Origin of the sequence: Fibrivirga algicola (assembly GCF_011742925.1) — a bacterium.
Lineage (GTDB): Bacteria > Bacteroidota > Bacteroidia > Cytophagales > Spirosomataceae > Fibrella > Fibrella algicola.
In genome coordinates this window covers 465,002-480,824 of record NZ_WAEL01000001.1, presented here as the reverse complement: position 1 = coordinate 480,824, position 15,823 = coordinate 465,002, and the positions used below count along the sequence as shown (strand labels likewise).

The following is a 15,823-nucleotide window of genomic DNA, read 5'->3' as shown; positions in this document are numbered from 1 at the left end:
GTACCCAGCGTCTGCATCCTGCCTAAAACTGGAAGTAGATAAACTGGGCGGGTTTATCATAGGCACCGAAGAGCAGGATGAACAACGCCACTACATAATAGACGCTCCAGCGTACCCAGCCCGGCTGATTCCGGAAGCGCAACACCCAGTTGGGAGCGCGTTGCAGGTAATGCACAACCTCCATAACCACAACGGCGATCAGCACGGCGATGAACAGATACTTCGTCTCACTCAGCAGGATATTGTTGCGCACAAAGGCCGGATCGCCCAGTTGCCGCATCGTTTCAGACCAGCCCGTACCCAGGTGCGTTACGATATAGAACGCATCTTTCACACTGCCCGCCCGGAAGAAAATCCAGGTGAAAGCAACCAGCGTAAACGTGAGACTTACCTGACCTACGCGCTTCAACAGACTGCCCGTTTCCGCCGTGGCTTTTTTGTTGCCCCGCAGCAGTAATTCAATGACCAGGTAGATGCCGTGCAGAGCGCCCCAGATAATGAACGTCCAGTTGGCGCCATGCCAAAGTCCGCTGAGCATGAAAACGATCATAACATTCAGCGCCTGCCGCGACCGGGGTACCCTGTTTCCGCCCAGTGGAATATAGACATAGTCGCGAAACCAGGTGGAGAGCGAAATATGCCAGCGACGCCAGAACTCGGTGATGTTCTTGGCAAAATAAGGCCGGTCGAAGTTGGTCATCAGGTCGTAGCCCATCACCCGGGCCGAACCGATGGCAATGTCTGAGTAGCCCGAAAAGTCGCAGAAAATCTGAAATGTAAAGGCAATGGTGGCAATCACCAGCGACGGCCCCATAAAGTCGGCCGGGTGGCTGTACACATGATCGACCAGCGGTGCCAGCCGGTCGGCAATGACTACTTTCTTGAACATCCCCCAGCCCATCAGTAACAGACCAGACACGGCGTTCTCGTAGCTAAATGATTTCTTTTCGTGCAGTTGGTGCAGGATATTCTGGGGTCGTTCGATGGGGCCGGCCACCATTTGCGGGTAAAAGAGCACATACAGCGCGTAGATGCCCAGATGCCGTTCAGCTTTCTGGTTTCCCCGGTACACTTCGATGGTGTAGCTCATGGCCTGAAACGTATGGAACGACAGGCCGATGGGCAACGCCCAGGTAATGAAGGGTATACTCCAGGAAAGGTTGAGCGTTTCGGCCAGCGTAAGCAGGTTATCAGCAACGAAATTGTAGTACTTAAAGACAACCAGTAAGCCGATATTGGTTAGCAGGCTGATATACAACGCAACCTTTCGCCGATGTCCCGTGCTTGTTTCGATCCAGATGCCCGCTACATAATCGACCAGGATGATGAAGAACAGGATGAGGATGTAGACGGGCACAAAACTCATGTAAAAGTAGCAGCTCGCCGCCAGGAGCCACGCCCACCTGTACCGATGGGGTAATGCGAAAAAGACACCGGTTACTACTGGAAAAAAGAGGAGAAAGCTAATGGAGTTAAATAGCATGGTGCAGAAAATCAGCGACGGGCGTCGATCTATATACGGCGCGAGGTTAGTTACGGGTGGCCTTGAAATCGTGTAGAATACGCATCGTATACTCCCGGCGGCACGGCCCTGTCAGGTGGTAAGGGGTATCGAAGAAACAGGAGTCAGGGTATTGGTGGCGCTCCGGCGAGCCAATCAACTTAATGTGCTTCACTTGGTTCAGCTTCGCCACGTAATGGGCGATCACCTCTTTATTGACGGCAAATTGCGACTCCGAAAAGGCCGGATACAAAACCAGCAACGTGGTTCCCCGCTGCTGCAAAGCCGCTACCATCGTGCTCATCAACCCAATCTCGGTTGTGTACGCTCTGTCGGGCAGAAACAGTTTTCCCAGCTCCGTTGACCGTTTATTATTTAATGGACTTAGCAGGTCGCCACGTGCTGAAAATGCGCCTCGAAAATAGACCGATGTGGTGTCATCAATCCGTGGATGTGCATTCGTATCCGGGCTTAAAAAAAAGTTGGTCCGAATTCGATACAGGTAATATTTTATCCGACGGACGGCATAATCAAACGGGCCGTCGAAGGTCATAAAATCAAGGGCTGGCTTGTAAAAATCGCCTACATAAAACTGCGTATAATCATCGCCATAGGTAAGGAAATACTCGGGCGTAAACAAAACAATATCGGTAGGTTTCGCAATGGCCTGTAGCTGCTTCAACATGAACGGTAAACCCAGATCGGCGTGCAGACCCATATTAACAACCGGAATGCCAAGACTATCTTCAAGCAGCTGACTATCAATACCAAAGGCAACTCCGGAGCCTCCGGCCAGTATCAGCCGAGGCTTACCCGCCAGCGCATCCAGGCGTTGATGCTTATCCACCATTGCGGCGAAATAACTCGTTGTATCTTGCTGAACAGCCTTTGTATAGAGTGCAAAGAGCGTAATGGCTAAACAACTGACCAATAGGCCTAATTTTACAAAAAACTGGATCATTTTACGCTCATTCAGGGGTAACTGGTACCACCACAGAAATTTCAGCAAATGTAAAGTAAAAGATGCTCTTCAGCTTAAGTGCTTACGGAAAGGTGACTATGGTTAGTTAATTATTTGAAGGATTCGGAAATTAATCGATCTGCCTAATGCAGGGTACCCCAGCTATCCTATAAACATGAAAACATTTTAATATATATTTTTTGGTAATAAATCAGCCTTTTAGGCGCTAATCTTACGCTTACCGGTCTGGTCTACTCCGGGAAGTGGCGATATCCGGTGCAGGTTCCTTACTTTTGCTGTTCCTACAGAACAACTCTATAACCATTTACGATAAGTATGAATACACGCCGTAATCTGACCGTATGGCTGACCGACCGGGTCAGTTTCGTCCGAACGGCGCATCCTCGTAGCAGGCAGGCTTTCAAAAATTCAGTAGCAAGCGTATTAGTGAAGGGCGGCAACATCGTGCTCTCGTTTATTCTGGTACGCATTACGCTTGGGTTGCTACATGACGAGAAATACGGTATCTGGACAGCCATCAGTTCGCTGGTTACGTTCGCTTCCTTTTTCGACATTGGGCTGGGCAATGGTTTACGTAACCGATTGGCCGAGGTCGTAGCTCAGGAAGACCACGAAACCGGACGCACCTACATTAGCACGGCCTACGTGCTATTTGCCGTTATTCAATTTGCTCTCCTGCTAGTTGCCTGCGTAGCCATTTACCTGGTCGACTGGAAATACGTGCTCAACGTCCGGCTGTCCAATTCCTACGTTAGCCTGCTGGTGCTGGTAACGCTGGCAGGGTTTTGCCTGAAGATCCTGCTCGATACCGTCTCATATGTGCTGCTGGCGCTTCAGAAGACGGCTCTCTCCAATGCTATCTACCTCATTATCAACGTAGGTCTGGTGGCTGGCATATGGGGGCTTGGCCTGGGCGGGTACAGCAATTTGTTGTCGGTCTCTATCATGTCGGCGATTGTGCCGGTGGTGGTTTTGATCGGTTTCAGCCTGTATTATTACCAGGGCGAGCTACGTGAATTTGCCCCGTCTCTGAAATCCGTCGATTTCAGCATCCGGAGTAAGCTGATGGGTCTCGGGCTGAAGTTCTTCATCATTCAACTGGCTGGTGTCGTTATCTTCTACACCGACAACGTACTCATCTCCAAGCTATTCGGCCCCAAGTCGGTTACTGAATACAGCGTTGTTTTCCGCTATTACAACGCCGTCAACTCCTTTTTCTTCGTCATTATCTCGCCGTTCTGGTCAGCCTTTACGGAAGCCTATGCAAAGAATGAACTGGCCTGGGTAAAGAAGTCGTATGCCCGTCTGAAACTGAGTTGGCTCGTTATCCTGCTGGTGGTAGGCGTTATGCTGCTGGTATCGACAAAGGTGTACCAGATCTGGCTCGGCCCCTCCTTTAAAACGTCCTGGTCGCTCAATGTCCTCATGGCCTGTTTTGTGCTGGTGTCGTGCTGGAACAACATTACCGTGACCGTCATTAACGGATTCGGGAAAGTAAAAATGCAACTGTTCACTGCCCTTGCCGGAGCCGCCATCAACATTCCTCTTTGCGTGTATCTGGGTCGGGGGTTGAATATGGGTAATAAGGGAATTATTATTGCGTCTATTATTTCGCTGTTGCTGGGTACGTTGCTGGGTACAATCCAGGCCGACAAACTGGTTTCGCGCACCGCCAAAGGAATTTGGTCTGAATAGCTTGGGCTCGATCTACCTAATGGGTACGCCAACGGGTGGTATGTCGAATCAATATAAATACCGTAGCACCCTTGCCCTGACGAAACTTTCGAACGGGTGTTGCGTTACGCAGTCAAAGAGCATCGTTCATGAAATCGGTACTGGCAATTTTATTGGTTCACCTTATGCTGGGCAGCAGTTTGCTCCCCGGCTTTGGTATCGACCAGTCGGCCAGATGGGTTGAGTTAGCCAATCATTACCAGCAACATCGCGAGACCGACGCGTCGCTGGGATTCTTCTCGTTTCTGATGATGCACTACGACGCCAGCTCGGATCACCAGAAGCACCCCAGTCACAACCACCATAACCTGCCGGTTGCGGGTCAATCGCTTTCAATCTCAACTCCTACCCCACTTCGGCTCGACGTTACGTCGGAGTCAATGTCGGTTCTTCACCTGGCCAAAGCCACCTTTTTCCGGAAGGCTGATCTCTACGCCTTTACCGCCATCCGTGCGTTGATTAATCCCCCCCGACGGTAGATCGAAGGGCTACGAAGGGTATATAATGCCCTTTCCACTAGCTTTCCGGGTTCGGCATTCTCTGCTGCCCCAACCGGCCTTCAGCCGGCAGTTCCGATCTTAAAATGTCTGTCAACCACCTGACTTAGCGCACGCTGCCTAGTCAGGTAGTGCCGCCTTACATAACGCGACACGGTTTATTCAATCGCATTTTCCATGCTGAATGCCATTATCAAGTTCTCCATCGAGAACAAACTCATTATTGGCCTGCTCACACTGGCTCTGGTCATGTGGGGCAGTTGGTCGGCTACCCAGCTTCCCATCGACGCAGTTCCCGACATCACCAACAACCAGGTTCAGGTCATCACCAGCAGCCCGTCGCTGGCCGCCGAAGATATTGAGCGCCTGGTCACGTTTCCGATCGAGGTGGGCCTGTCGAGCATTCCGAACATTACCGAACTGCGCTCATTTTCGCGGTTTGGTCTGTCGATCGTCACCGTCGTTTTCACCGATGCCACCGACGTTTACTGGGCCCGACAGCAAATTGCCGAACGGCTACAGACCATCGCGGGTGAGATTCCGCCCGGTGTAGGCACTCCCCACATGGCACCGGTAACAACCGGCCTGGGCGAAATTTTTCAGTATACGGTAGTCGCTAAAAAAGGCTACGAGTCGCGGTATAGCCTGGCCGACCTGCGTACCATTCAAGACTGGACCATCCGCCGCCGGTTGCTGGGTACGCCCGGTGTAGCCGATGTCAGTGGATTTGGCGGGCTGATGAAGCAGTACGAAATCGCGATTGACCCTGATCGGCTCCGGAGTGTGGGCATTACCATTCAGGATTTGTTCCGGTCATTACAGCAAAACAACCAGAATACGGGTGGGGCTTATATCGATAAAAAGCCCAATGCCTATTTTATCCGGTCAGATGGTCTCATCGGCTCGCCTGATGACATTGCCAACATTGTGGTCCAGTCCGGAAACGAGGGCAGTGCAACGGGGGTGCCCATTCGGGTACGCGACGTAGCGACCGTGCGCATTGGCTCGGCGGTACGTTACGGGGCCGTTACGCGCAATGGGCAAGGTGAAACGGTTGGGGCACTGGTGATGATGATCAAAGGCGAGAACTCGTCGGCCGTGATCAAGCGCGTGAAAACAGCCATTGCCGATATTCAGAAAACCTTGCCTGAAGGTGTGGCGATTGTGCCGTTTCTGGACCGGACCAAGATGGTAAACAGCGCCATCGGTACGGTTGAACGCAACCTGATGGAGGGGGCACTGATCGTAATTTTCGTGCTGGTACTGCTGCTGGGCAACTTCCGGGCGGGCTTTGTAGTTGCCTCTGTCATTCCGCTGGCGCTGCTGTTTGCGGTGTCGATGATGAACCTCTTTGGCGTATCGGGCAACCTGATGAGTCTGGGCGCCATTGACTTTGGCCTGATCGTCGACGGTGCCGTGATTATCGTTGAGGCCACGTTGCACCACCTTCACCTGCGGAAAAGCGAGCGGGTCAGTGAACGCCACCCCACCGATGCGACCAATGCGGACGTGCTGACACAACAGGAGATGGATGAAGAGGTCTTTGGGGCGGCAAGCCGTATTCGTTCGTCGGCGGCGTTTGGCGAAATTATCATCCTGATCGTGTACCTGCCTATTCTGGCCTTATCGGGCATTGAGGGTAAAATGTTCCGGCCGATGGCGCTGACGGTGGCCTTCGCCATTCTGGGTGCCTTCATTCTGTCACTGACCTACGTACCCATGATTTCGGCGCTGTTTCTGAGCAAGAAGGTAGTGCATAAGGAATCGTTCTCGGATAAGCTGATGCAGCGCATTTTTCGTGTTTACGAACCGGTGCTCATTCGCTCACTGCAATACCGCGCCCTGATCCTGGGTGCGGCGATGCTCTTGCTGGTGGCCGCACTGGTCGCTTTTTCGCAGATGGGCGGCGAGTTCATTCCGCAGCTCGACGAAGGTGATTTTGCCGTTGATACCCGCACACTGACTGGTAGTTCGCTGAGCGAAACGGTTGACGCTACCCTAAAGGGAGAACGTATTCTGCTAAAGTTTCCGGAAGTAGAGCAGGTCGTCGCCAAAATTGGTTCCGGCGAAATCCCAACCGACCCCATGCCTATTGAAGCGGCGGATATGATGGTTATCCTGAAACCTAAAGATCAATGGACTTCGGCCACTACCCGCGATGAACTGGCTGAAAAAATGGCAGAGGCGCTGTCTGTTGTTCCCGGGGTCACCTTCGGTTTTCAGCAACCCGTTCAGATGCGGTTCAACGAGCTGATGACCGGCGCGCGTCAGGACGTAGCCCTGAAAATTTACGGCGAAGACCTGAATGAGCTGGAACGACTCGCTGGCATCGTAGGAGGGCTGATTCGAAAGACTAACGGAGCCGCCGATTTATATGTTGAGCAAGTAGCTGGTCTGGCGCAGATCCTGATTAAGCTCAATCGTGATGCAATTGCCAAATATGGCCTGAACGTAGCTGATGTAAACCAGACCATTAACACTGCCTTTGCCGGGCAGTCGGCCGGGCTGGTTTTTGAAGGAGAAAAACGGTTCGATCTCGTACTTCGACTGGCCGAAGACAAGCGTCAATCGATCGACGACATTCGGAATGTATACGTATCAACGCCCAGCGGCGAACAGATTCCACTGGGTCAGATAGCGCAGGTAAGTATGGAACAGGCCCCGAATCAGATTCAGCGCGACCAGACCCGGCGGCGCATTACAGTTGGTTTCAACGTGCGCGGGCGTGATGTTGAAAGCATTGTTGCTGAATTACAGCAAAAAGTAGGGCAGCAGGTTAAGCTGCCGGCCGGGTACTCGATCACCTACGGTGGGGCCTTTCAGAACCTGGTCGATGCCAAACAGCGGCTCAGTATCGCCGTGCCAGTGGCGCTGGGGCTAATTTTCGCCCTGTTGTTTTTTACGTTCAACTCCATCCGCCAAAGCCTGATGATCTTTATGGCCATTCCGCTGGCAGCTATCGGTGGTGTATTTGCCCTTCTGCTTCGGGGTATGCCATTTAGTATCTCGGCGGGCGTCGGGTTTATTGCGCTGTTTGGTGTGGCTGTACTAAACGGAATCGTTCTTATTGCCGAATTCAACCGCCTTCGCCACGAAGAAGGCTTGACAGATATGATTGAGATTATTAGAAAAGGGGCCGAAATCCGGTTGCGCCCCGTTGTTATGACTGCCTTAGTGGCTTCGTTTGGCTTTATTCCCATGGCCCTGTCAAACTCGGCCGGGGCAGAAGTCCAAAAACCGCTGGCTACCGTTGTGATCGGCGGCCTGCTCACGGCCACCTTATTAACGCTCATTGTTCTACCCATCCTCTACTCGCTGATTGAACGAAAAACTGTGGAACAGGAGGCCCGTCAAAAGAACAAGCGTGCGACTACCCCTATCCTCAACGCAGTAGTGCTGCTGTTACTGGGTACGTCGGCAGGTTGGGCGCAGGTGGCTCCCCTGCAAACCCTGACGCTCGACCAGGCGCTGGAGCGGGCAGGCAGCCGCAATGCGCAACTGCAACTTGCCAATCTGAACGTTACGCAACAACAGGCGCTGCGCCGAACGGCTTATGATGCCGGCCGGTTATCAGCTACCGTATTGCTCGGTCAATACAACAGCCGCCGGTTCGACAACAACCTGACGGTGTCGCATACGATTCCAAACCCGGTACTGATGCGCCGCCTCGCTGACCTCAACGATCAGACAGTAGCTGGCAGACAGGCCGCAGTCGCCGTTGCGCAAAATGACCTGCGCTATCAGGTGAAAGCGGCCTATTATGAACTCAACTACCTGCACCAACGTCGCCGCTTATACCTCCAGCAGGATACCCTGCTAAGCGAGTTTGTGCAGGCGGCCAATCTACGGTTCAAAACGGGCGAAACCGGTAGTCTGGAAAAGGCCACAGCCGAGAGCCAACTGGCCGATCAGCGCGTGCGACTAGCCCAACTCGAAGCTGAACTGGTTGCCGCACGTACCCGTCTGAAAACGCTCCTGTTTAGCCCCGATGCGCTTGATATTACCGATCAGGCGCTTCCCAAACTCATGCTCCCCTACGCTACTGATAGTTTGCATTATGCGCAGGCAAGTTCAGGCGCACTGGAACGGCATCCGCAGGTACGTCAGTTGCAACAGCAGGTTCGGGTAGCGGAACAAACCCGATCAGTTGAGCAAGCCCGTTTACGACCCGATTTCCTGGTCGGCCTCTTCTCGCAAACACTGATTGGCAATCAACTAATCGATGGGCAAGAGCTTTATTTTGGGGCTGGTCACCGATTTATGGGTGGTCAACTGGGCGTTACGATTCCGTTACTCGGTAAGGCACAGAAAGCACGTATCGAGGCGGCACGCGTTGGCGAGCAGGTAGCCCAAACCGAGTTGCAAACGGGTCAGTTTGCGCTGAATCAACAGCTACAGCAGGCGGTTGGCCAATATGACCAATACCGGACAGCACTGGCCTACTACGAACAGAATGGCCTTACGCAGGCCCAGCTTATTCAAACCAATGCCCGGCGCTCTTTCCGGGGCGGCGACATTGGGTACGTTGAGTTCTCACTGGCCCTACAACAGGCACTGACCATCCGCTCGTCATACCTGGACCTGCTCAACCAGCACAATCAATCGATTCTCTACATCACCTACCTGCTTGGTAATCCCTGATAGTCTTTATGTCTTTCTTAACCAACAAGCCTAACGTGATACGGTACTACAGTAAGCTCCTGGTGCTCCTTGTCGCCATTAGTACCGCATCGTGTTCTTCTGCCGACAAACCCGAACAAACAGAGTTGGCGGCGGCCGCTACAGCATCAACTTCGACAAAGCCAGAGGCTGAGTCAGCGTCGGGTGAGATAACCGTTGCCCTGACCCAGGCGCAATACTCCATGGCTGGCATTCAGTTGGGCCAGCCTACCAACCGGAGCCTGAGTACGGTATTGAAAGCCAACGGAGCCATAGACGTACCTGCGTCTAACCTAGTATCTGTATCCGTGCCGTTTGGCGGCTACATCCGTAAAATTGATCTGGAACCAGGCATGCGCATTCAGAAAGGGCAACCACTGGTGGTGCTCGAAAACCCCGACTATATTCAATTACAGCAGGATTACCTCGATACGAAGGCTAAACTGGACTTCGCTGACCTCGATTATGCCCGGCAGGAAGAGTTGAGCCGCGAAAACGTCAGTGCCCTCAAAACCTTTCAGCAGACGCGCTCTACCCGGCAGAGTTTACAGGCACAGCTCGCTGCTGCTGCGCAACGGTTAGCCATTCTGCGCATTAACCCGGCCACGCTGACCCCCTCCCGGATGACGCGAACCATCATGGTCCCCGCCCCAACATCGGGCTACGTAACCAACGTACCTGTCAACACAGGTCGCTTCGTTAATCCTGCCGATGTACTGGTGGAAATTACCAACGTCGAGCATTTACATGTCCGTTTGAATATCTTCGAGAAAGACATTACCCAGATTCGGATCGGGCAGGTTGTCCGGTTTAGTATGGGTAGCGATGTAGCCCCAACACATCGGGGAACAATTTTTTTGATTGGTAAATCACTCTCGCCAGATCGCACCGTTGCCGTGCTGGCTCACCCTGGCGCGTATCAACCGGTGTTTATTCCGGGTGGGTACGTCTCTGCGCAAATCGATACAAAAACGCAGTCGACCCCTACCTTACCCGAAACGGCAGTTATCAATTTTGGTGGCAAATCCTATGTTTACGTACTCGATAAGAAAGAGGCGCAACCAGTAACTTACCGGTTCAAACAGGTCGAAGTACGCACGGGGGGCCGCGAAAACGGATACGTGGAAATTAGCTTACCCCCAGCTATTGACCCCGTTAAAACGCCAATCGTGCTAAATGGAGGGTATGGGCTGCTAAGCAAATTAAACAACACTGAAGAGGAAGAATAACGTAAGAAGGGCCAAACCTGCATAGGTATGGCCCTTCTTATTAATAAATTGATCGTTGTTGCCCAACTGACTAGTGCTTGAACACTTTAACCTGGTATACGTAGTTCTGCATTTGCTTGATCTGCTGTTTACGAGACAGGCGCGCCATACGGTTCTTCCGATTCAGCACTACGGCGTCGCCTTTCAGCGAGTCGGGCGAGATGGCGTTCAGCGCGTTCAGCAGAACGCTCGTTTTGACAGCGAACGTTGCGCCTTCTGACGTAATCTGCTTTGCCGTAATGATACCGATCAGATTCCCGCGCTCGTCGAGCAGCGGACCGCCTGAGTTACCGGGGTTAACGCTGATGGCAACCTGATAAGCGGCCGAATCGCCCCGAAAACCGGTACCAGAACTCAGATACCCTTCCCCGTATACGATCTCCTCGCGTGGATAACCCAGCGTATACACCCGTTCGCCCAGTTCAGACGGACGAGGTTCGAAACTATACGGCACCGGAGGTAAGGCGTGAAAGGCAGTATCCTGACCAATTGCCAGAATAGCCAGATCATGCTGAGGGTCAGCATGAACGATCCGGGCTTTGTACACCACTCCCTGTTGGCTCTGCACATATACCGAGTCTGCCCCCTGCACAATGTGGTTATTGGTTACCATAAACCCGTTCGCCGTGAGCAGGAAGCCTGAGCCAGCTACCTGACCCGGATTTTGCTGAAATACACGCCCCCGACCACTCAGGTTGTTGAGCAGTTTATTCTGCGTTTGCTGAATAACCGCCAGGTTACGCATCATCATTCCGTACTGCTGCTCCTGTTTATGGCTATTCTGATACGAGCGGTACATGATGATTGTTGCAAACGTAGTCATGATCGCCACGGCTGCCGCAATAGCCAGTGTTGAGCGGTGTGCCTGCCACCAGGCACGTACCTGCACACGCGGCTTTGCCTCAACATGCTCCAGCAGCGAGTCATCTTCCAACTGCTGGTGAACATGCATCAGTTTCTCGCGAAACGCCAATCGCTGGCCATAGGCATGCAGTATGGTTTCGATCGGTTCCTTTTTGCCTGTGTCCATATCACTCATTGTCTTTATAACTTGAAAAAAATAACCGCTTTAACCGCGTCAGGCATTTATACTTCTGCGTCTTGGCGTTATCAGCATTCGTGTATCCGAACTTCTCGGTGATGTCCTGCATCGAGAGGTGACGGATATAAAAATCTTCCAGCAACGTACGGCAGGGCTCCCCCAGTTTTGTCAGCGACTCAGCCATCTGCTCAAACTGCTGATCCCGCCGTTCATGTTCAGCCAGATCGTCAGCAAGTGACTCAGCCGGTTCATCATCAAATTGGCTGGTTCGCATCAATGGCGACCGACCCCGCTGCGCCAGTTGTTTTAACCACAATCGGCGTGCCACTGCATAAATGAACGTTTTAAGCTGACAATTCAACTCAAAGTCACCCGCCGACACTTTCTCAAAAAGCACAATAAGCGTTTCCTGATAAATGTCTTTGGCATCATCCGTCGACCCGCTGTTGTTCAAAACCAACTGCGAAACCATTGGATAGTGTTGCCGATATAACTGACTCAACGCCCGGTCAGACCCTTCCGCCAATCCTACCAACAAGGCTTCATCTGTCGACAGCAACCGTGTCGTTTCTCTCATACACTGCTTATTGGTTAATACCGAATGGGTTAGTTGGTAACCCAAAAAAAAGAGAAATATTTTTTAAAAGCGTGGGTTACCTTCTTTAGTCTATCGTATTAAGGTATGGAAAGTTAACCAATAACACTTAAACACATAAGATCATGAAAGGCTTCGCAAAATCAGCTCTGTTCGTATTGTCAATCGTTTCTCTGGCTACTGCCTGTGAGTCTAAAAAGACTGAAACGACTACCACGTCTACAGATACAACCATGACGATGTCTAGCGACACGGCTGCTTCATCAATGTCTATGGACACTACGATGGCTACTGGCACTGAGTCGACTTCAATGGCATCTGACTCAGCGAAATAAGTTTCGCTACCCGCTTACAGAAAGCCCCTCGCAACCGAGGGGCTTTTTGCGTTTCAGATTAACCGAAAACGGTACATAAAAAAACCGGGGTGTATGACCCCGGTTTTTTTATAAGCAGGCAAGAGGCTTAGTTGTTGCTCGTCAGCTTGGTCTTGTTCTGACCACCGCCAGCGATCAGGTCAGCCAACACACGACCAGCTTCTGTCAGGTACGTATCTTTTTTCTTCTTTGCCTTCGCCGTATCAGCCGTCTCTGCAGTGGTTTGTGGCGCAGGTTTTTCCAGATTAGCCACTTTCTTCTCGGCATCTTCTTTCTCTTTCTTGCGCTTAGCCTCTTGCAATGACACCGTTGTGTTCTCTTTTGCTTTCTTGAATTCTGTAACAGCCTGCGCTTCACGCTTCAGATCAGCATCAGTTTTCAAGCGTTGCTCGTACTTCTCTCGCAGACGAACTGTTAGCTTATCGTTGATATAGCTGGTTGCGTCGAAACGTGCCGATGGAATCTGATCCCAGGGCAGAGCACTTGGCTGCGAACTCTCGCCAAAATCTTCGGCCGAGTAACGCGACGGAAACTCAATATCAGGTGTCACACCTTTGTGCTGGGTGCTGCTTCCGTTGATCCGATAGAACTTCTGCGTGGTCATTTTCACCTGACCAACTTTGTCCTGCTCTTTAGGCAACATGTTGTTCAAGTCGATCAACTGTTGTACTGTTCCCTTGCCGAAAGTCTGTCCACCAACGATGATACCCCGGTGGTAGTCCTGAATGGCAGCAGCAAAGATTTCAGAGGCTGAAGCACTAAACCGGTCAACCAGTACCGCCAGCGGCCCGTCGTAGGTTACCGATGGGTCGGTATCAGCCATCACCTCCGTTTCGCCGCCCGAATCACGGACCTGAACAACTGGGCCTTTCTGAATGAAAAGTCCGGTCATGTTGATCGCTTCAATCAGTGAGCCACCGCCATTACCACGAAGGTCAATTACGATACCGTCGACTTTCTGCAGTTTCAACGAGTCGATCAGATTTTTTACGTCCGTGGTTGTACTCGATACGTCTGATTCCCGACGGCGCGCGCCTTCAAAATCACGATAGAATACAGGCAACACTACTACACCAAATTTGTAGGTACGCCCATCTTCTGTAATATCGATTACTTCCTTATGAGCACGAGCTTCTTCCAATTTGATCTTCTCACGAACGATGCGAATCTCTTTGGGTACGTCGGTAGCCAGGGCCGATGGTGATTTTACCTGGAGGCGAACCACAGTACCCTTTGGGCCTTTGATCAGCTTTACGGCATCGTCGACCTGCATGCCAACTACACTGACAACCGGACCGCTTTCGCCCTGAGCTACGCCAAGGATCTTATCGCCCGCCGTAAATTGCTTGCTGCGGAACGCCGGGCCACCAGGCACAAGATCTGTGATCTTGATGTACTCGCCATCTTCCTGCAAACGGGCGCCAATGCCCTCCAGCGATGCACTCATTTCTTCATTGAAACGGTCAGCAGTACGGGGAGCCAGATAGTTTGTGTGTGGATCGAGCGTTTCACCGAACGCATTCATGTACCACTGAAACACATCTTCGCTCTTGATACGACCCAGATTTTTGGCCAGGTTCTTGTACCGGCTGTTCATCAGATTGGCTACAGCGGTGTCAGCTTTTCCAGCCAATTTCAGCTCCAAAGCCTGATTCTTCAGCATTTTTCGCCACAGATCGTTCTGCTCCTCAACCGACTTTGGCCACTGGGCTTTCTCGCGATCAACGTTATATGTTTCGTCAGCGGTAAATGAGAACGGTTTGCTCAGCGTTTGCTTCACAAACTCACTCCGCTCGTTGAACCGCTTCCGGAACACGTTGTACATATCAAACGCGGCAGTCAGGTCACCATTGACCAATGCATCGTCGATCTGGTTCTTGTACTTCTCAAAACCGGCAATATCTGAAGACAGCAAATAGACCTTACTTGGATCCATCTCTTTCAGGTAGTTCGTCCAGATTACCGTCGATAGCGAGTCGTTCAGACGAACTTTGCGGTAATGGTAGCGTGTCAACAACTGGGTAACAGCCTGTTCCACCCGCTCCTGTGTAACAGTAGGCTTGATGTCATCGCCCGATGGGGTCCAGACAGTTGGCTGCTGACCAATAGATGCCGAAGCCGTGCGCGATTCTGGCTGAAGACTTAGCATCAGCACAGGAACCAGTGTAATCAGGTATTTTCTCATTGGCAGAACGAGCGAACCAGTGGATTTGTGACTGAGTGCCTGATGGTCCGTTTTCTTGGAACGCCCACATTCGCTCATTCACCCATTCACTAATCCACTAATTAGTTTTTACAATGTCTAACAACTCAATATCAAAAATAAGCGTTGAACCAGGTCCGATATCGGCACCTGCACCCCGATCACCATAGGCGATATCTGATGGGATAAATACCTTCCACTTCGAACCAACGGGCATTAACTGCAGCACCTCAGTCCATCCTTTAATTACTTCTGTTACGCCAAATTCGGCTGGCTCTCCGCGCTGTACTGAACTATCAAATACGTTGCCGTTGATCAGCGTACCTGTGTAGTGAACTTTCACCCGGTCGGTTGCCGCTGGTTTGGCACCTGTTCCTTCTTTCACTACTATATACTGTAAACCACTACCTGTGGTTTGAACACCCGGCTTCGATTTGTTCTCAGCCAGAAATGCCGCCCCGATTTTCTTATTCCCTTCAGCCGCTTTGCTTGATTCCGCGTTTTTGGCGGCGTACTGCTTCTGCATGTACTCCATCATAATTTGCTGCATCTGCGGCTCAGCGAGTTGAAGAGACTGTCCTTTAAGTGCATCCTCAATCCCTTTGGCGAGCACGGCCGTGTTTACGCCGGTCAGTCCCTGTTGCTTCATGCTCTGGGCAATGCTGTATCCTACGCTATAGCTGAGCGAATCCCGGCTGCTGGCTAAGACTGATTTCCTGACCCCGGCGGGCGACTTGGCAGCCGACGATCTAGCGGCCGGTTTACCAGGAGTAGCTGGTTTCTTACTCTGAGCAATGGCATTATTGGCAACAAACAGGGTCGACAAGAGGCCGACGGCAACGAAACGGGAAACAAACATGAGGGAGATAGTATGTGGTTAATGTACCAACGGTTTGGTACATAGAAAACGTGATTATAGCCCTAAAAAGTTTTGCATTTCAGGTTATATCCCGCCTAAAATAACAATT

General features: G+C 51.7%; 10 protein-coding genes. 4 read left to right on the top strand and 6 right to left on the bottom strand.

Annotated features, from left to right (window positions below):
- Positions 1-22 precede the first annotated feature (22 nt).
- On the bottom strand, positions 23-1,366 hold the full coding sequence (locus tag F7231_RS01925; RefSeq protein WP_310589266.1) for an MBOAT family O-acyltransferase: 1,344 nt from the start codon (positions 1,364-1,366) through the stop codon (positions 23-25).
- A 163-nt stretch (positions 1,367-1,529) separates the two neighbouring features.
- Entirely contained in the window at positions 1,530-2,462 is a 933-nt protein-coding gene (locus tag F7231_RS01920; protein ID WP_166690702.1) for a hypothetical protein, read from the bottom strand.
- Between the two features lie 336 nt (positions 2,463-2,798).
- Here F7231_RS01920 and F7231_RS01915 point away from each other — a divergent pair, with 336 nt between their 5' ends.
- The 4 genes from F7231_RS01915 (at position 2,799) to F7231_RS01900 (ending at position 10,602) form a co-directional block, all read left to right on the top strand.
- The gene (locus F7231_RS01915) at positions 2,799-4,178 is read left to right on the top strand and encodes a lipopolysaccharide biosynthesis protein (RefSeq protein WP_085410214.1); all 1,380 of its coding nucleotides are present in this window, start codon (positions 2,799-2,801) and stop codon (positions 4,176-4,178) included.
- Positions 4,179-4,306: 128 nt separating this feature from the next.
- Positions 4,307-4,696: a hypothetical protein gene (locus F7231_RS01910; protein WP_085410215.1), complete on the top strand. Its 390-nt coding sequence runs from the start codon at positions 4,307-4,309 to the stop codon at positions 4,694-4,696.
- A 195-nt stretch (positions 4,697-4,891) separates the two neighbouring features.
- Positions 4,892-9,355, top strand: a complete 4,464-nt coding sequence (locus F7231_RS01905; RefSeq protein ID WP_166690701.1) for a CusA/CzcA family heavy metal efflux RND transporter — start codon at positions 4,892-4,894, stop codon at positions 9,353-9,355.
- An 8-nt stretch (positions 9,356-9,363) separates the two neighbouring features.
- Positions 9,364-10,602 (top strand): efflux RND transporter periplasmic adaptor subunit, encoded by a 1,239-nt coding sequence (locus F7231_RS01900; RefSeq protein WP_166690700.1) that lies wholly within the window; start codon positions 9,364-9,366, stop codon positions 10,600-10,602.
- 70 nt (positions 10,603-10,672) lie between these two features.
- On the opposite strand, the gene F7231_RS01895 is transcribed toward F7231_RS01900, so the two are convergent.
- The 4 genes from F7231_RS01895 to bamJ form a co-directional block, all read right to left on the bottom strand.
- A complete protein-coding gene (locus F7231_RS01895; RefSeq protein WP_310589265.1) occupies positions 10,673-11,680 on the bottom strand; it encodes a S1C family serine protease in 1,008 nt (335 codons plus the stop codon).
- The gene (locus tag F7231_RS01890) at positions 11,673-12,260 is read right to left on the bottom strand and encodes an RNA polymerase sigma factor (protein ID WP_166690699.1); all 588 of its coding nucleotides are present in this window, start codon (positions 12,258-12,260) and stop codon (positions 11,673-11,675) included. Before F7231_RS01890 ends, F7231_RS01895 begins: the two co-directional genes overlap by 8 nt.
- Positions 12,261-12,740: 480 nt before the next feature.
- Complete coding sequence (locus tag F7231_RS01885; protein WP_166690698.1) at positions 12,741-14,837, bottom strand: carboxy terminal-processing peptidase; 2,097 nt, start codon at positions 14,835-14,837, stop codon at positions 12,741-12,743.
- 97 nt (positions 14,838-14,934) lie between these two features.
- Entirely contained in the window at positions 14,935-15,714 is a 780-nt protein-coding gene (bamJ, locus tag F7231_RS01880) for a BamJ family beta-barrel-assembly machinery protein (protein WP_166690697.1), read from the bottom strand.
- Between the last annotated feature and the right edge of the window lie 109 nt (positions 15,715-15,823).

Bases quoted from the DNA above. Each gene is read 5' to 3' on its own strand.
- F7231_RS01900 (WP_166690700.1), top strand. From the start codon at position 9,364: ATGTCTTTCTTAACCAACAAGCCTAACGTGATACGGTACTACAGTAAG.
- F7231_RS01925 (WP_310589266.1), bottom strand. From the start codon at position 1,366: ATGAGTTTTGTGCCCGTCTACATCCTCATCCTGTTCTTCATCATCCTG.
- F7231_RS01890 (WP_166690699.1), bottom strand. From the start codon at position 12,260: ATGAGAGAAACGACACGGTTGCTGTCGACAGATGAAGCCTTGTTGGTA.
- F7231_RS01915 (WP_085410214.1), top strand. From the start codon at position 2,799: ATGAATACACGCCGTAATCTGACCGTATGGCTGACCGACCGGGTCAGT.
- F7231_RS01885 (WP_166690698.1), bottom strand. From the start codon at position 14,837: ATGAGAAAATACCTGATTACACTGGTTCCTGTGCTGATGCTAAGTCTT.
- F7231_RS01895 (WP_310589265.1), bottom strand. From the start codon at position 11,680: ATGAGTGATATGGACACAGGCAAAAAGGAACCGATCGAAACCATACTG.
- F7231_RS01910 (WP_085410215.1), top strand. From the start codon at position 4,307: ATGAAATCGGTACTGGCAATTTTATTGGTTCACCTTATGCTGGGCAGC.
- bamJ (WP_166690697.1), bottom strand. From the start codon at position 15,714: ATGTTTGTTTCCCGTTTCGTTGCCGTCGGCCTCTTGTCGACCCTGTTT.
- F7231_RS01920 (WP_166690702.1), bottom strand. From the start codon at position 2,462: ATGATCCAGTTTTTTGTAAAATTAGGCCTATTGGTCAGTTGTTTAGCC.
- F7231_RS01905 (WP_166690701.1), top strand. From the start codon at position 4,892: ATGCTGAATGCCATTATCAAGTTCTCCATCGAGAACAAACTCATTATT.